Here is a 16,809-nt window from a genome sequence, read left to right on the forward strand (position 1 = left end):
AGAATGAAGGAGTGGAAAGGTTAGTTATTTCAGCTCTTTGATTTTGATGCTGCGGAACGACACGTTGTTGCCGTGGTCCTGCAGCAGGATGTGGCCCTGCGGCGCCATGCCGAAGTTGGGCCAGATGTGGTACTTGCTCTGGGCCACCAGCTCCAGAAATTCCTTGGAGCCACGGGTGTATTCCAGCACTTTCGCGCCGTTGAGGTAGTGCTCCACCCGGTTGTCGGGGAATACCACCACGCGGCCCACGTTCCACTCGCCGATGGGGTGAATAAAGCGCGGGTTCTTGTCGGCCTTTTTCAGGTCGTAGAGCGAGGCCAGCGTGCGGTTACCGTCGCGCCCGAGCTTCGCGTCGGGGTGCAGGGCATCGTCGAGCACCTGGTACTCCAGGCCAATAGCCGAGCCCTCGGTTTTTTCGTTCAGCGTCACGAAGTACTTCACGCCGCTGTTGGCCCCGGGCGTCAGCCGGAATTCAAACGAGAGGTCAAAGGCTTTGTATTGGGCATTGGTGACGATGTCGCCGCCGTTGGCCGCCTCTTTGCCAGCCGAGGGCTGCACCGTGAGCGTGCCGTCGGCAATCTCCCAGCCTTTGGCCGGGAAAGCGGTACCCTTGGCGCTGCGCCAGCCGGCCGAGGTTTTGCCGTCGAACAGCAGCTTCCAGCCGTGCTGCTTCTCGTACCCATTCAGGTAATTGGGCACGAAGTTGACCACGTACACATCGGCCGGAAAGGGACTGGGCTTCAGGTTGGCGGTTTTGATTTTGATGTTCTTGAAATAGACCTTCTTGCCTTCCTGCTCTTTGGTGGTGATCCCGTGCACCTGCAGGCCGATGAAGCCCCTGGGGTCGATGGGGTCGACCACGTAAGCAATGGGCATGTTGTTAACCCAGGTCTTCATCTCGTTGCCGATGCACTCCACCTTCACGTGGTTGAACTGGCCGACTTTAAAAGCCGATTTGGCTTGCGGGTGCAGGTCGAGCGGATAGAGCCACTGGCGGCGGGCCTCATCGTAGATGCCGCCCGACCAGCTCCGTTCCGAGGGGTCGAACTCGACCTGCCGGCCGTACACCTTGCCGGTGTGGCCTTCGGTGTCGAAGTGGCTGCGGGTCTGCACGCCTGAGTTGCTCACCGGGCTTTCCACCATGGCATCGAGCTCAAGCACGAAGTCACCGTACTCCTTTTCGGTGACCAGAAACGTATTGCCCGAGTTCATTACCGTAGTGCCGACGATGACGCCGTTCTCGACCTTATAATCGGCGGTGCCTGCCACGCGCTTCCACCCGTTCAGGGTCTTGCCGTCGAACAGGTTTTGCCAGGAGTCGGCAGCCTGGGCCCTGGCCGGCCGGGGGTAAATAAAAGCCATCGAAGCCACCACCGCTCCGGTGGCCATTGCTGTAAGTTTTTTCAATGCACTAGGGGAAAAGGGGTGTTTGAATGCGAAAGCTGCCTGGGGCAAGGCCAGTTGTTGCCCTAGCGTTAATACCCAGGGTTCTGCGGGAAGGCGGCGACGCCGCCGGCCGTGCGGTCTATCTGGTCCTGCGGAATGGGGCGGAGCTCGTGCTTGCCGGCCTTGATGTTGGGGGCCGCGTCGGGGTTGTACAGTTTCACGCGCTCAATCAGCACGCCCCAGCGCTTCAGGTCAAACCAGCGGAACATCTCGCCGAGGAGCTCGCGGGCGCGCTCTTCCATGATGGTTTCCATGGTCAGCTGGCTGGCGGTGAGCAGCATCGCCGTCTCTTTGCCGGGGAAGGCAGCCCGGCGGCGCACGGCGTTGATGAAGGGCAGTGCCTCAGCAGTCTTGCCAATTTTGAATAAGGCCTCGGCGGCAATGAGGTGGGTTTCGGCTAGGCGGAACATGAGGAAGTCGCGGCTGCCGGGCTGGTATTGCAGGTCGGGCCGCAGCGGGTCCAGAAACTTGGTCAGGGTCGGAAACAGGTTGGGGCGGTACAGGCTGGGCACCAGCACTTGGTAACGCTTCTTAGCCCGCTGGGCCATGGTCAGCTCCACGCCGGGCAGCCAGATGGCCGTGTCGCCGGTCTGCACCGTGATGGAGGGCTTGGATGTATCAAACAGGTTGGTGAAGGTGCCGGGGTTGTTGGAATAGTACACCGTCCGGAAGCTCTTCAGGTAGCGCGAGTCGTTCACGCGGTCGGCGAAAATGGTGTTCAGTGTGTAGGTGGTGGGCCGGAAGCGCCGGAAGGGACGACCGTAGAAGATGTCGCGCTTCATGCCGGCCTGCGCATCGTACTCCATCACATAGTACAGGTGCGTTTCGTTGCCTATGCCGTTGGTGGTGGGGTCGCTGGTGTATTGGGTGGCAAAAATCACCTCGTCGTTCACTTCGCCGGCGCCTTGCGCAAACACATTGGCAAAGTCCGGCAGCAGCTTGTAGGTGTAGTTTTTGATGACGTTCTGGGCATAGGTCGCGGCCTGGTCGTAGTCGGTGGGCGCGGCGGCTTCAGATGTGGCCTTCGTAAGGTAGACCCGGGCCAGCAGGTGCTCGCAGGCCCCTTTGGTTACCCGGCCGTAGTCGGAAGTGGTAGCGGTCAGGTCCGGCAATGCCGATTCCAGGTCCTTCACAATGGCGGCGTACACGTCTTTCACCGAGGTACGGGTGGCCACTTTGTTGGCCGTGGTGCTCTGGGCGAGCACCAGGGGAATTGGGCCGAACATCTGCACCAGCACAAAATAGTGGTGGGCCCGCAGGAACTTCACTTCTGCCACCCGGCGCTTCTTGGTGGCCTCGTCGAGGCCGGTCACGTTGGGCGCCTGGTCAACCACGGCGTTGGCCGTGTTGATGCCCACGTAAAAGGCATTCCAGATGTCCACGATGGGCTGCGTGCGGCTATCCAGCTGAGTAGTATACTGATTCATATACTTATAAGTGCCGTCGGAGCCAAAGGTATAGGTGTCCGTGCCGAACACGGTCACGTCCATCCCACTTTCGCGGCCGTAGAAATCGCGCAGCGAGGAGTACACCGCCTTCACGCCCGCGTCGAAACCGGCCGCGGTGGTGATGTAATCGGAGCTGACCTGCGAAACGACGTTTTCGTTCAGCAGGTCTTTGCAGGAGGGCGTAGCCAGCAGCAGCAGCGCGGCGGCGAGCAATACATTACCGGATTTCAAAGTCTTCATGTCTGAGGGAGTTGAAAGTGCTGGGGCAGGCCTTAAAATTTTGCGTTGACGCCGAACGTAATCTGCCGGACCGAAGGAATCTGGCTGGCGCTCACGGCATCGGAGGTTTCCGGGTCAATGCCTTTGTACTTCGAGCGGAACTGGGCGAAGATGAACGGCTGCTGGATGCTGGTGTACACGCGCAGGCCCGTGATTTTCAGGTTATGCGTAAAGGCCGGCGAGAAGTTATAGCCGAAATTGATGTTACGCACCTTCACAAAAGAGCCGTCGAAGTACTGCAGGGTCGTGTTATAAATCGGGAACTCCTGGTCTTTATTGGGCCGCGGAAAGTCGTTGGTGGGGTTGGTCGGGGTCCAGTAATTGATGTCCAGGTTGTTGTAGCGGCCGGCCAGCTGGTTGGTGCTGGTGTGGAAGTCGCTTCGAATCATGTTGCCAATGCGGGCGTAGATGAAGAACGACAGGTCGAAGCCTTTGAATTCGAAGCGGTTGGTGATGCCGCCCGCCCACTTAGGAATGGTTGAGCCCAGAATGACCCGGTCGTTGACCGCATCAATCTTGCCGTCGCCGTTCTGGTCTTTAATGCGGATTTGGCCCACTTTCTGCCCGAAGGCCGCCGCCTGCGACTCCTGGCCCAGCTGCCAGATGCCGATTTTCTCGTAGTCATAGTACACCTGCAGGGGCTGCCCGATAAAGCGCTTGTTGCCCACGTCATCCTTGGTGCCGTTGAACAGCTCAACTATTGCCTCGCGGTTGCGGGTGTACTGCAAATCCGTCGACCATTTGAAGCCGCTGGCGGTGTTTACGTTCACCGTGGTCAGCGTCACCTCCACGCCCCGGTTGCGGGTATGGCCCACGTTTTGGAGCACCCGGTCAAAGCCGTTGGAGATGGGCAGCTGGTCGTAGAGCAGCAAGTCGCGCGTGTCGGCCTGGTAGGCTTCAATCGAGCCGTACACGCGGCCCTTCAGCAGGCTGAAATCCATGCCCACGTTGGCCGTGCTGGTGGTTTCCCACTTCAGGTTGTCGTTGCCCAGCGTGCCCACGCGGTAGCCATAGGCGGGCGTGGTGCCAAAGGCGTAGCTGGTGCGGGCCAGCAGGCTCTGCGTCTGGTACGGCGAGATGCCCGTGTTGCCGATGGAGCCGTAGCTGGCACGCAGCTTCAGCTGGTCGAGCCAGGAAAGCCCTTTGAAGAACTCCTCATCGCCGGCATTCCAGCCCACGGCCACGGAGGGGAAGAAGCCGTACTTGTTGTTCGACCCAAAGCGCGAAGACCCGTCGTAGCGGCCCGTGAGGGTGAGCAGGTACTTTTCCTTGTAGTCGTAGTTGACGCGCCCCATGAACGACTGCAGCGTCCAGGTCTGTAAATCGGTGCCGGGCGCGTTGAAGGAGCCCGCCTGGCCGAGGTTGTAAAACTGCTGCGACTCGGCCGAGACGGCGTTTACGTCGATGAAGGCCGTCTCATAGTTGTCGCGCTGGATGGAATGCAGAGCCGTGAGCCCGAGGTTGTGCACCGAGTTGAACGTCTTGTTGTAGGTGACGATGTTCTCAAGGGTGTAGTTGAAGCGCTGGCCAAACTCGGTCCGGCCCGTGGGCGCGCCCAGGCGCCGGGCGTTGGTGTAAGTGCCGGTGAAGCGCCCGAACCGCTGGTTGGTCAGGTCGGGGCCGAAGTTGACGCGGTACTTCAGCCCATCGGCAATTTTCCACTCGCCATAGATGCTGTTGAAGAGGCGGACGGTTTTGGTTTCGGCGATGTTGGCGCCCGGCACCACTTCCGCGGCCGGGTTGGAGCGCAGGCCGTCGGGGGTGGGCAGGAAAATCAGGTTGCCCTGATCATCAAACGGCTTGCCGAGCGGGTTCTCCGACAACGCCCCGCCGAACGGGTGAAAGCCCCGGGCCGTGTAGCTCGGGTTGGGGAAACCGTCGAAGGCCGGGTTGTTGATGGGGCTGTCGGCGCCGTTGTTGAGGCTGTACACGCCGAACGTGGACGCGCCCACCCGAATCCGGTCGTTGATTTGATGGTCGAGGTTTACCCGGAAAGTGTAGCGGGTGAAATCCGTTTGCTTCAAGATGCCCTTGTCCTGAAAATAGTTGCCCGAGATGGCGAACTGGGTTTTCTCGCTGCCGCCCTGAATGCCAATCTGGTGGCTCTGAATGGTGCCCGTGCGTAGTAGCAGGGCCTGGTAGTCGGTGCTGCGCCCCTGCGCGATGCCGTCGAGCTCAATGGCCGAAAAGATTTTCTTGTCGGAAGCCGTCGGGTTGGCATCGTCATAGATGCCGGCTGTCCGGTAGGCCTCGCGCTTGTACTCGGCGTATTGCGGCCCGGTCATCACGTCAACCTGGCCCAGGGCCTTCGAGGTGCCATAGTAGCCGTCGTAGCTCACTACGGTTTTGCCGGCTTTGCCGCGTTTGGTGGTCACCAGCACCACGCCGTTGGCCCCACGCGAGCCATAGATGCCCGTAGCCGAGGCGTCTTTGAGCACCTCCATCGAGGCGATGTCCTGCGAGTTGATGTCGTCAATGCCCCCGGCAATGGGAATGCCATCTACAACATAGAGCGGGTCGTTGGAAGCGTTGATGGAGCGGCGGCCCCGGATGCGCACCGTAACGCCCCCGCCCGGCTCGCTGCCGGTCTGGATTACGTCAACCCCGGCGGCGCGGCCCTGCAGCGCCTGTCGGGCGTTAGACACCGGCAGTTCCGCAATTTCCTTCGATGTGACCGAGGAAATGGCCCCGGTGGTCTGGCTCTTTTTCTGGGTGCCGTAGCCCACCACCACCACGTCGCCTAGGGCGCGGACATCTTCTTTCAGGGTAATGTTGATTTGACGGCGCCCGTCGATGCTTACGGTCTGTGCCCCCATGCCTACAAACGAAAACACGAGGGTGCTGGCCCCGTCCGGCACCTTCAGCGAGAAGTTACCGTTGGATTCTGAGCTGGTGCCCACCGTGGAGCCTTTCACTTGAATGGTGACGCCGGGCAGCCCGGCGCCTTTTTCGTCCACCACCTTGCCAGTGATTTCGGACCCGGCTTGCTGCCCCCACGCCCCGGTAGAGGCCCCGGCTAGCATCAGCATTATGAAAAATGCCACGTTGCGCAAGTGGCCAGAGTAAATTTTAATCATGGGCTGGAAGGTGACCGGTGAAAGAAAAGTGAAGTGCCAATACTTATATAGCTTGCCGCAATATTTGAGCTAAGCATTTAACTCAAAGCAAATAATTTACTTAAAGGATATGCTAGCTTGCCGGAAGGTATGGGGAACTGATGGCGAATGCGATAATGCCTCGCGGAATTATCTCCGCAAACGTTGCCGGGAACGTTCCCGGAAGGGGTTGGCTTTTCATAATTGATGAATTCAAAAAAGAAAAAACCTTCACGCCCTGATAACCAGTGGCTGTCGAGTGGTTTGAAAGAGTTGTGGCTGATTGGAGCCGGGCAGGTAGGTACATGAGAGTTCGCCCGCCAAATGGCCGAAATTGCTTTATTATTAAACCGCCTGCTGCGTGCCTGTAATGTCAGGCCCCACCAGCCTCGCTGGGCTAATTCTCCCGGTACTGCGGTGCCGGGAGACATTTTTGTTTGCAACTAGCGCGTCGTGTATTCGCCCTTCGTACTCTTAATAATCGCCACCATTGGCCTGTGGTTATCGCCCCCCCCGCAGGAGGCGGCCCGACGGCCTTTTCACCTCAATGGCTATGCCCAGGGCACCACGTACGCCATCACCTACTACGCTGCCGATAGCACCGTAAGCGGGGAAAGCGTATCCCGGCAGCTCGCCGAGATTGACGCTTCGCTTTCGCTCTACGCGCCGGGCTCGCTGATTAACCAGTTTAATCTTTCGCCCAAAGGCATTGTGGCCGACAAGCACTTAAAGCGGGTCGTCCGCAAAGCCTTGCAGGTGTGTGAAGACACCCAAGGGCTCTTCGATGCGACCGTGGAGCCGTTGGTCCGGGCCTGGGGCTTCGGCACCCAGCACATCGAGGCGCCACCCTCGCCGGCCACTATTCAGGGATTGCTGGCGCAGGTGGGCTCCGATAAGCTGCACCTGCGCGGCGACTCGCTGGTGAAAGACCGGCCCGGCGTGCACATCGACCTGAACGGCATTGCCCAGGGCTACACCGTAGACATGCTGGCCGCGCTGTTGGAGCGCCATCACATCCGCAATTACATGGTGGAGCTAGGCGGCGAAATCCGGGTGCGGGGGCACAAGTGGCCCGGTGGGGAACTCATGCGAATTGGTATTGAGCGCCCCGACACCAGCGCCGTGCAGCCCTCCGGCTTTCAGCAGGTTATTCGACTTCGGGCCGGGGGCGTCACGACATCCGGCAACTACCGCAAGTTCAAGCAGTGGGGCCCTCTAAAAAGCGCGCACCTGATTGACCCCCAAACCGGCTATCCGTTCCAGAATGAAATGATTAGCGTGACGGTGCTCGCGCGCGATGCCCTGACCGCCGACGCGTACGACAACGCCCTCATGGGCATGGGCATCGCGAAAGCACTATCTTTTCTGCGGCGCCACCGGCACTTGCAGGCCTACTTGATTTATCAGCGCCCCGACGGCAGCATTGCCGATACGGCCACCCCCGGATTTCAACGGTTATTTTCTCCCCAATGATGGACTTCCCAAGACGCGACTTTATCAAGAAAACGGGACTGCTCACCGGCGGCCTGCTGCTGCACCACGAGCTGCTCGAAGCCTTCGCGGCACCGGCCGCCATGGGCAAGCTCAAAATCGGCATCATCGGCTGCGGCGACCGGGGCAAGGGCCTGCTCAAGGTGCTGCAGGAACTCCCCGATAAGTTTGAGGTGGTGGCCTTGTGCGACGATTTGCCCTTCCGGCTGCAGGAAGCCCAGAAAATCATGCCCGGCGGCAAGGCCAAACCCTACGCCGACTACCAGGCGCTGCTGGACTCGCGCACGGTAGAGGCCGTGATTATTTCGGTGCCGCTGAACCTGCACTTCCAGGTGGCCAAAGACGCCTTGGCGGCGGGTAAGCAGATTTACCTCGAGAAAACCATGACCTACGACATCCCGCAGGCGCTGGAACTCGTGCGGCTGGCGCAGCGGCGGCCCAACCAGACGCTGCAAGTGGGGCATCAATACCGCTATTCGCCGCTGTACTACCGGGTCAAGGAGATGATTAAGCAGGGCTACCTGGGCAAGGTGACGCAGATTGACTGCCGCTGGGACCGCAACGGCAGCTGGCGGCGGCCCGTGCCGGAGCCGGGCCTAGAGCGCAAAATCAATTGGCGCATGTACCGCGAGTACTCCGGCGGGCTGGCCGCCGAGCTACTCTCCCACCAGATGGATTTTATCAACTGGGCCTTCGACACCCACGCCGACGAGGTGTTCGGGACCGGCGGCATCGACTACTACAAAGACGGGCGCGAAACCTACGACAACGTGCAGGTAATGGCGCGCTACGCGCAGGAAGGCATGGTGGGCAACTTTGGCGCTACATGCGGCAATGCTCGCGACGGCTACCTGTTTAAGCTGAAAGGCACCAAGGGCACCATTTCCCTGCTGGTAAACGAGGGCATCTACTACCCCGAGAAGGAGACCGTGAAACAATACGGCACGGTAGACGGAGTAACCGGCGCCACCAAAATCACCTGGAACAAAGACGGCGGCATTCCCATCACCACCGGCGCCGAGCCCCTGAAGGACGGCTCTTGGTACGCGCTGAACGATTTTTACCGGGCGGTCAGCGAGAAGAAAATGCCCGACTCCAACGTTATTACCGGCGCCCGGGCCGCGTGCACCGTCCACCTAGCCAACCAGGCCATCTACAACCACACCATCGAAAAGTGGCGGCCGGAATACAACCTTAGCTAGCGCGCAGTAGAGCGAACCACCTTCAATGCCCATGGGCTGAGCCCATGGGCATTGAAGGTGCCATTAAATCTCCGAATAAGCAGCCGGGTGCAGCATGTACTTATCCATGCGCAGCATGTTGTGCGCATACGCTGGCATGGCGCTTAGCGTCTTCCATTCCGCATCATTCTTGAAAGCCTGCCAATGCGCCTCCTGGTCCTGCTGGTTTTCAAAGGTCGACAGATACATTAGGTTGGGCATTTTGCCGCCTGCAATGACCTGGCCACAGAAAACAGTGTTGAAATTCAGGCGTTTGAAAATACCGATTTCTCCGTTGTTGAACTGAGCGACTTTATTCTGATGCAATGCCTCCGATGCGCCTTCGTAGCTGCGCAACTCATACACCCGCTCTGCAGGGCTGGCTTTCAAAGCCGGCAAATGAAAAGTGGGCATGCCCGTGAAGGCGAGCATTAACACCGTTTCGAAGCGGGTATACACCGGATTATCGAAGGCGGTCTTCAGATAGTCCTGCGCGTCGGTTTGATAGGCTTTGTCCTGCTCCAACCCCAGATTAAGCTTCGTGTAATGCTGGGCAGAACGGCACGGAATAAGCACAAAGACCAGCTGCTCGGTGGGAGCCGGCGCGCCTGCTGCCTGCGCATTTTGCTTGAAAACCCCGACTTTACTCACTCCCGCCCGGTGCAGCGCGGGCAGGTAGGCTTGCTGCAGGTAGTGGTCCAGGCGGTCGGCCTGCTCATTCGTTTGCAGATGGTAGATTTTTAGCGCGAATAAGTCGCGTTTAGGCGACGCGCCATAGCCCCGTAAAGAGCCCAATGCCCCTGCACAAATCAGGCACAGCATAATAAGGGTCGGCTTGAGTAATTTCATGTACTGAGCTTCGGGATGTGGAGTTAGGTATGCAATAAAAACGGGTGAGCACGCTTTTTGACATCGTACATTTACTGTTTAATACGTTGATTTTCAAAGAAATTGATGCCATATCTCGAAATGTGAAAGCTGGCGGTTGAAAATCAATAAAGCAAAACCACTAAGCTGCGGGCACCGTGGGCCCCAATCACGAGCGACTGCTCGATATCGGCCGTCTTGGACGGGCCGGCCACGAATTTGCCGTAGCTGCCCGTGCTGGGCAGTTGGGCGTAGGCTTGGTGCATGGTGGCCACGATGCGCCGGTGGTCGAGCACGAGCGCCAGGTGCTGGGTGATGGTGGGTAACGCCCGGTGCAGCATGTTGGCTTCGGGCAACCAGATGGCGCCGTTCTCGGCCACGCCGATTTCGCCCGTCAATACCGCCAGGTCAATTTCGGCGAGCACGTGGGTGGGCGTGTCGGCATGAATCGGCACGGTGGCATCGAATAGGGGAGAGGCTGTATTGCGTGCCTCCGGGAATAACTGCTGGAGGGTCGAGCCCAACTGGCCCAAGCCATCGAGCCACACGACGGTGCCGCCGATGCTGGACAGCACCGCGGTGAACCGCTCGGCCGTGGCCTCGCCGCCAAAATCGGGTACGGTGGGCAGGGGCGTTTCGGCCGGCTTGTTGGCCTGGGCCGCCAGGAGAATGCGGTTGCGAGAAGCACTACTCATACCGTAACCTGGGGCGTCTGGGGTTGCGGGACGGATTTCGGCTGTTGCTGGTACCATTCGCGGAAGCTTTGCTTGGGCGGCTCGGGCAACTCGCGGGCCACGGCCCAGGCATTGAACGAGGCCGCGTGCGTGAGGCCGTGGGGCAGCAGGCGCAGGGCCTGGCGCGCAAACTGCCCGCTAAGACCGTACACGCGGGCGCTGGCCAGCAGCCGGCCCATAAACTTCATGCTCCACTTCTTGGAAGCGGGAATTTCGCCCGCCTCGCCCAGCACCTGCCGCCACTTGTAGAGCTGGGTGTGGATGTCGATTTTCACCGGGCACACGTCCGTGCACGAGCCGCAGAGCGTACTGGCAAATGGCAGCGAGCGGTGTTTCTTCATGTCAATGTTCGGCGACAGGATGGCCCCAATGGGGCCTGGCACGGTGAAGTCATAACTGTGGCCGCCGCTGCGCCGGTACACCGGGCAGGTGTTCATGCAGGCCCCGCAGCGGATGCACTTGAGGGAAGCCCGGAAGTCGGGCCGCCCCAGTTGCTGCGTGCGGCCATTGTCCACGATGACAATGTGCATTTCCTTGCCCGCCGCCGGCTTGGTGAAGTGCGAGGTGTAGGTGGTGACCGGCTGGCCGGTGGCGCTGCGGGCCAGCAGCCGCGTAAACACGCCCAGGTCGGTGAGCCGCGGAATCAGCTTTTCGATGCCCATGCAGGCGATGTGCACCGCCGCCAGATTTACACCCAAATCAGCGTTGCCCTCGTTGGTGCACACGACCACGCCGCCGGTTTCGGCCACCGCGAAGTTGACGCCCGAGATGGCCACCTGCCCGGCCAGGAACTTGGCCCGCAGGTGTTGGCGGGCCGCTTCGGTGAGGAGCTGCGGGTCGCTTTCGCCTTTCTCGGTGCCCAAATGAAGGTGGAAGGTGTCGCCCACGTCCTCCTTTTTCAGGTGAATGGCGGGCAGCACAATGTGACTGGGCGCTTCTTCCCGAAACTGGATGATGCGCTCGCCCAGGTCGGTGTCCACCACTTCGATGCCGTGCTGGATGAGGTAGGGGTTCAGGTGGCATTCCTCGGTGAGCATCGACTTGCTTTTGACGATGCGCGTGGCGCCCTGCTGCCGGATGAGGTCGAGGATAATGGCGTTGTGCTCGGCGGCATCGGCGGCCCAGTGCACGTGCACGCCGTTGGCCTGCGCGGCGGCCTCAAACTCCTGCAAGTACAGGTCGAGCCGGCTCAGGGTGTGGTCTTTGATTTGGGAAGCCAGTTCGCGCAGCTCCTGGAACTCGGGCACGGCGTACACGGCGCGGTCGCGCTTTTCGCGCACAAACCACAGGGTTTCGTCGTGCCAGGTAGTGCGGTCGGCATCCAGCAAAAACTTGTCGGCGCGGATGGCGTGGTTCATGCGGTGAGTCCGTTAAGAATTTCGGCGGCGTGCATCACCCTTATCGGCAGCTGGGCCCGGCGCACAATGCCCTCCAGGTGCATCAGGCACGACATGTCGCTGCCGGTGAGCACCTGCGTGCCGTGGCGGACGTGGTCGGCCACGCGGTCCTGGCCCATGCGGGCCGAAATGCCGGCTTCCGACACGCAGAACGTGCCCCCAAAGCCGCAGCACTCGTCGTTGCGGCTGAGCTCGGTCAGCTCAATGCCATCGAGCGAGGCCAGCAGGCGGCGCAGCTGGCCGTCGCGCACCGGCGTCATCTCCGATTCGTTGGCCTGGTGCAGGCCGCGCTGGCCGTGGCAGCTCAGGTGCAGCCCCACTTTGTGGGGGAAGGCGCCCCGCAGGGTTTCCACCTTCAGCACGGTGCTGATAAAGTCAATGAGGTCATAGGCCGCGCCGCGCACGTGCTGGACTTCGTCGGTTTGGTCCAGCTTGTCGAAGTGCTTGCGCACGTGGTACACGCAGCTGCCCGAGGGCGCCACGATGTAGTCGTAGTCCTGAAAGGTGTTGACGAAGTGCTTATAAATGGGCAGCGCCTCGCGCTCGCAGCCGCTGTTGGCCAGGGGCTGGCCGCAGCAGGTTTGTTGAGCCGGGAAGTGTGCCTGCACGCCCAGCTTTTCGAGCAGCTGCAGCGTGGCCACGCCTACCTGGGGGTAGAACTGGTCGATGTAGCACGGGACGAATAGGGCGACTTTCATTCTAGTTTTAAATCGTATTCTGCATGACCTTCCTACGTTTTAGCTCAACATCTCAAACCGTGCGGTCTTGCGCTGTGACCAGCGGCAAATCATTCTCATCTGTAAACAGCGGGTGGGTTTTCTTCAGCGCCTCGCCTTGCTCCAGATGCACCAGGGCGCCCAAAGCAGTGGCCTGCGGCACCTCCAGCGTGCGGATTTCCGCTTTCGGGAAGTTCCAGCTCAACGTTTGCATGAAGAGCGGGTTGCGGGCAAAGCCACCGTCGACGAAGATGGTTTTTTCACCCTGCCACACGAGATGGATGGATTCAAGCAGGATGCTGATCAACCCGTGCATGAGGTGCTGGTAGGCATCGGAGGCGGTTCGGAAGCCAGAGAGGTCCCACTCGTCGGCGGGCTCGTCGGGGAAGGGGCCGGTGCCGGCCATGCAGCCGGGCTTGAAGTCGGCAGATGTCTCATCGTAGGGCCGGGCCAGCACGATGGAGCGGTAGAAATCCGGCTTCACGTGGAAGTGGGCGGCGATGCGCTCCACCTGGAAGTCGTGTTCGCGGCCCAGGAAAACCCGGGCAGCGCGGGTGGCTTCGCCGCGGGGCGTCATGAAGCTCAGGCAGTCGCGGTGCAGCAGCTCCGGAGTCAGGGGCCGGCTGTTGAACGGGTTGATGGTGACCGACCACGTGCCGGTAGACACCAACACGAAGGGCTCCTCGTTTTCGGCCAGGTAAGGCATCACAGCGGCGGTGCTGTCGTGCATGCCCACGCCCACCAGAATGCCATCCACCACCGAGGCGATGGAATCGCGGGTGAGGGGCGCCAGCTTCTCGTCGATGCCCTCGCGGCGCACCCAGTCGTGATATTGGTTGCGCTTGTAGTCCCAGAGCGCGGTGTGGCAGCCCACGGAGGTGTAGTCGCTGAATTTCTCGCCCGAAATCAGGTAGGAGAGGTAGTTGGGCAGGTGCAGCGAGGTGTGAATCTTGGCGTACTGCTCGGGCTTGGCGTATTTCAGCCAGTACAGCTGAAGACCCGAATTCAGCAGGCCCAGCCGCGGCGAGCAGGTGTCGGCCGCAAAGTCTTCGGGCGACTGGCCCAGCTCGGCGTAGAACTTCTCCTCGATTTCGGCCGGCAAGGGCTTGAGGTAGTTGTAGAGCGGCAGCAGGGGCTGGCCATCGGCGCCGAGGTGCACGAAGCTGGCGCCGTAGGCCGTGAAATTCACGCCCTTCACCGTGTAATGCTCATGCGTGCGCAGCTGCCGCCAGTGGTCGAGCACCCACTCGGTGAGCCGGGGCAGGTGGTCGCACACAAAACCGTCGTCGTCGAGCACGTCGGTACACACGTGCTGCTCCTCGTCAATTATCTGCTGGTCTTCGTCGAAAAGAATCAGCTTTTTGTTGGTCTTGCCAATGTCGAATACCGCATAAACCGACTTTTTCATGGCCTTTTTCATAACCCGGTTGAGACGCTGTGCTTGCCGCGCTGGCGAATGAGTTGCTCGCGCACGCCCGCGGCGCGGTAGGCCGCGATGGGGTTCAGGGCGCCGCCGCTCTGGCGGTAGGCTTCGGCCACCAGCGGGCGCACGTCGGTGAGGAAGGCGTCGCGCAGGATTTCCTCGGCGCGCACTACGTCGTTGGCTTCCTGGGCTTCGTTGAGGGTCTCGCGGTCCACGAGCAGGGCTTTGGCGTAGGCCGAAAGGATGTTCTCGACGGACTGGAGCAGGTCTTCCAGCGGGTCTTTGACGTTGTGGCTGGCGTCAATCATGTACGCTACGGCTTCGGCCGGCACCGACTGGTCGACGGCGCTGTCCACCAGCTCATTGAAAATCAAAAACAGCTGGAAGGGCTTAATGCTGCCCGTGGTCAGGTCGTCGTCGCCGTACATCGAGCCGTTGAAGTGGAAGCCGCCGAGGCGGCCGAACTGCCGCAGGCGGGCCACAATCTGCTCGATGTTGGTATTGGGAAGGTGGTGGCCCAGGTCCACGAGCACCTGCGCGTTCTGGCCAATGGCCTGGCACAGCGCCAGCGAGGTGCCCCAGTCCGGAATCACCATCGAGTAGAAGTTGGGCTCGTAGGGCTTGTACTCCACCAACATGGTCCAGTCCGAAGGCATGGCCTCGTAGATGGCCGCCAGCGACTCCTGGGTGCGCAGAAACGCGCGCCGCAGGTGCTGCTGGCCGGGGAAGTTGGAGCCGTCGGCCAGCCACACGGTCAGGGTTTTGGCGTCGAGCTGGCGGCCGTAGCCCACGCAGTCGATGTTGTGCTGAATGGCCTGCTCGCGCACGGCCTTGTCGGTGTGGCTCAGCGAGCCGAACTTATAGGAGTGCGGCTGGTCTTTCTGGTCCTGAAAGGTGTTGGAGTTCACCGAGTCAATCACCAGTCCTTGCTCTTTCAGCAGCTGCTGCAGGCCCGGAATGTCCTGCGGAATGTCCCAGGGAATGTGCAGCGAAATGGAGTTGGACGAGCGGTTGAGGGCTTGCAGAATACCCACGTCGCTGATTTTCTGTTCCAGGGTGCTCGGCTCGCCGCCCAGCGCGAAGCGGCCGAAGCGGGTACCGCCCGTGCCCAGCGCCCAGCTCGGAATGGCCACCTGAAAATCCATCAGCTTTTGCACCACCCCGGGCAGGTCGACCTGGCGCAGGCGCGGCGAATCGGCGAGGTGCTGGAACTGCAACTGGTGCTCGGCGAGCAGCGGCTGGTTGAGGTCGGCAAGGCGTTGGTCAGAGAACATGCGCGTTGGGGTGGGATTTGTGAATAAATACCCGCTTGGGAAGAGCAAATTACCTGTACTCACCGCCCCTAACTCTTCTGGGCTCTCCTGTTTGCCAGGAAAAGTTTGAAAGCTGCGAGCAGAACGTCATGCCGAGCGCAGCGGAGCATCTTTACCGCATAACTAAACCAATCATCTGTCATGCTGACGAAGGAAGCATCTTGTCACGGCTCCACGACTCGTTCAAACCTGATAAGATGCTTCGCAGGCTCAGCATGACAGGTGGCGCGGACAGGAGGCGCGGGCAAGATGCTTGGCTACGCCGACCTTCGGTTCGCTGCGCTCTGCATGACCGTTTTTTACCTCGTGCTCAATTTGCGAGCTCCTACAGCGACCCGCGCCGAATGGTATAAAACGGGTTCTTCACTTTCACGCGCTGCTTCTCCAGCAGCAGGTTAGCTGCGGTCTGCCCCATGGCCTCGAAGTCGGTGGTAATCACCGTCATGTTCAGCAGTTCTTTGAGCGGGGTTTCGTTAAAGGAAATGATGCCCACTTCGCGGCCCAGCAGGTAGCTGGTCTGGCGGATTTTCTTCACCAGTTCCACCAGGTCGGTTTCCCGGATTACCACGTAGGCCGTGCCGGCCTGCACCACTTCGTTCATGGCGTTTTCCACCACCGAAAATTCCTTGTTGCGCATCAGGCAGAAGGAGCGGAAGCCCCACGGCAATTCCTCCGGGTGGTTGGCATCGGAGGGCAGCACCAGCACCAGGCGGGTGTATTTTTCCAGCAGGTCCTCGGCCTTTTCCAGGGCCGTGAAAATGTCCTTGTCGAAGTCCTGAAACACGCGCAGGCAGTCGTGCTTGAGCTCCGGAATGTCTTTGTCGAGCAGCACCAGCTCCTGGCTCGGAATGGTGTTCAGAATGGCGTGGTACTGGGCTTTATCGGTGTCGAGGGTGAAGTGCGGCATCACCACGTAGTAGTTGTACTTGCCGAGGTTCTTCTCGATGATCTCCTGAAACAAATTCACGTTGTAGTGATGAATCTGCAGGTCTACCGTGGCGCGGTCGCCGAGGGTTTCCAGAAAAGCGTAATAGATAATTTTTTTGTAGGAGCTCAGCTTGTTGAACACCAGCAGGATTTTCAGCTTCGAGGTGTCGTTGCTTTCCACGTAATAGCCCTTTCCCTGCACCGAGGTGATGAAGCCGCGCTCGCGCAGTTCGCGGTAGGCTTTTTCCACGGTGTCGCGCGCCAGGTAGTGCTCCACGCTCAGCTCGCTGATGCTTGGGAGGTGGTCGCCGTTTTTCAGCACCCCGCGCTCAATATCCATGATGACCGACTGCACAATCTGCTTGTACTTCGGCGTCTTATCAAGGGGCTTTAGTTGTAACTGATACATGCCGGCGGTGGGCAAACCATGCGAATGCGTGGAGCAAGACCTAG

13 protein-coding genes are annotated in these 16,809 nt (G+C 60.2%); 2 read left to right on the forward strand and 11 right to left on the reverse strand.

What is annotated here, in order from left to right; all coding sequences use genetic code 11:
- Positions 1-24: 24 nt before the first annotated feature.
- From AUC43_RS09295 to AUC43_RS20925, 4 genes are all read right to left on the reverse strand, one after another.
- Positions 25-1,407: a 3-keto-disaccharide hydrolase gene (locus AUC43_RS09295; protein WP_335340915.1), complete on the reverse strand. Its 1,383-nt coding sequence runs from the start codon at positions 1,405-1,407 to the stop codon at positions 25-27.
- A gap of 68 nt (positions 1,408-1,475) precedes the next feature.
- Positions 1,476-3,134, reverse strand: a complete 1,659-nt coding sequence (locus AUC43_RS09300) for a RagB/SusD family nutrient uptake outer membrane protein (protein WP_068192226.1) — start codon at positions 3,132-3,134, stop codon at positions 1,476-1,478.
- Between the two features lie 32 nt (positions 3,135-3,166).
- Complete coding sequence (locus AUC43_RS09305; RefSeq protein WP_068192229.1) at positions 3,167-6,250, reverse strand: SusC/RagA family TonB-linked outer membrane protein; 3,084 nt, start codon at positions 6,248-6,250, stop codon at positions 3,167-3,169.
- Between the two features lie 77 nt (positions 6,251-6,327).
- On the reverse strand, positions 6,328-6,699 hold the full coding sequence (locus AUC43_RS20925) for a hypothetical protein (protein ID WP_157781014.1): 372 nt from the start codon (positions 6,697-6,699) through the stop codon (positions 6,328-6,330).
- Between the two features lie 22 nt (positions 6,700-6,721).
- Here AUC43_RS20925 and AUC43_RS09310 point away from each other — a divergent pair, with 22 nt between their 5' ends.
- Both AUC43_RS09310 and AUC43_RS09315 read left to right on the forward strand, forming a co-directional pair.
- Positions 6,722-7,741 carry an FAD:protein FMN transferase gene (locus AUC43_RS09310; RefSeq protein WP_199243525.1) on the forward strand — a complete coding sequence of 340 codons (1,020 nt, stop codon included), beginning with the start codon at positions 6,722-6,724 and terminating at the stop codon, positions 7,739-7,741.
- Positions 7,738-8,961 carry a Gfo/Idh/MocA family protein gene (locus tag AUC43_RS09315; protein WP_233254141.1) on the forward strand — a complete coding sequence of 408 codons (1,224 nt, stop codon included), beginning with the start codon at positions 7,738-7,740 and terminating at the stop codon, positions 8,959-8,961. Before AUC43_RS09310 ends, AUC43_RS09315 begins: the two co-directional genes overlap by 4 nt.
- 63 nt (positions 8,962-9,024) lie before the next feature.
- Here AUC43_RS09315 and AUC43_RS09320 read toward each other — a convergent pair whose 3' ends face one another.
- The 7 genes from AUC43_RS09320 to AUC43_RS09350 form a co-directional block, all read right to left on the reverse strand.
- Entirely contained in the window at positions 9,025-9,828 is an 804-nt protein-coding gene (locus tag AUC43_RS09320) for an NIPSNAP family protein (protein ID WP_068192234.1), read from the reverse strand.
- A 143-nt stretch (positions 9,829-9,971) separates the two neighbouring features.
- The gene (locus AUC43_RS09325; RefSeq protein WP_068192239.1) at positions 9,972-10,541 is read right to left on the reverse strand and encodes a LutC/YkgG family protein; all 570 of its coding nucleotides are present in this window, start codon (positions 10,539-10,541) and stop codon (positions 9,972-9,974) included.
- On the reverse strand, positions 10,538-11,938 hold the full coding sequence (locus tag AUC43_RS09330; RefSeq protein WP_068192241.1) for a lactate utilization protein B: 1,401 nt from the start codon (positions 11,936-11,938) through the stop codon (positions 10,538-10,540). Before AUC43_RS09330 ends, AUC43_RS09325 begins: the two co-directional genes overlap by 4 nt.
- A complete protein-coding gene (locus AUC43_RS09335; RefSeq protein WP_068192243.1) occupies positions 11,935-12,675 on the reverse strand; it encodes a (Fe-S)-binding protein in 741 nt (246 codons plus the stop codon). Before AUC43_RS09335 ends, AUC43_RS09330 begins: the two co-directional genes overlap by 4 nt.
- A 52-nt stretch (positions 12,676-12,727) precedes the next feature.
- Complete coding sequence (locus AUC43_RS09340) at positions 12,728-14,101, reverse strand: FGGY-family carbohydrate kinase (protein WP_071886070.1); 1,374 nt, start codon at positions 14,099-14,101, stop codon at positions 12,728-12,730.
- An 8-nt stretch (positions 14,102-14,109) separates the two neighbouring features.
- Positions 14,110-15,390 (reverse strand): sugar isomerase, encoded by a 1,281-nt coding sequence (locus tag AUC43_RS09345; protein ID WP_068192246.1) that lies wholly within the window; start codon positions 15,388-15,390, stop codon positions 14,110-14,112.
- Between the two features lie 364 nt (positions 15,391-15,754).
- The gene (locus AUC43_RS09350; RefSeq protein WP_068198433.1) at positions 15,755-16,765 is read right to left on the reverse strand and encodes a GntR family transcriptional regulator; all 1,011 of its coding nucleotides are present in this window, start codon (positions 16,763-16,765) and stop codon (positions 15,755-15,757) included.
- Positions 16,766-16,809 lie beyond the last annotated feature (44 nt).

Source organism: Hymenobacter sedentarius, assembly GCF_001507645.1.
In the GTDB taxonomy this organism is placed as follows: domain Bacteria; phylum Bacteroidota; class Bacteroidia; order Cytophagales; family Hymenobacteraceae; genus Hymenobacter; species Hymenobacter sedentarius.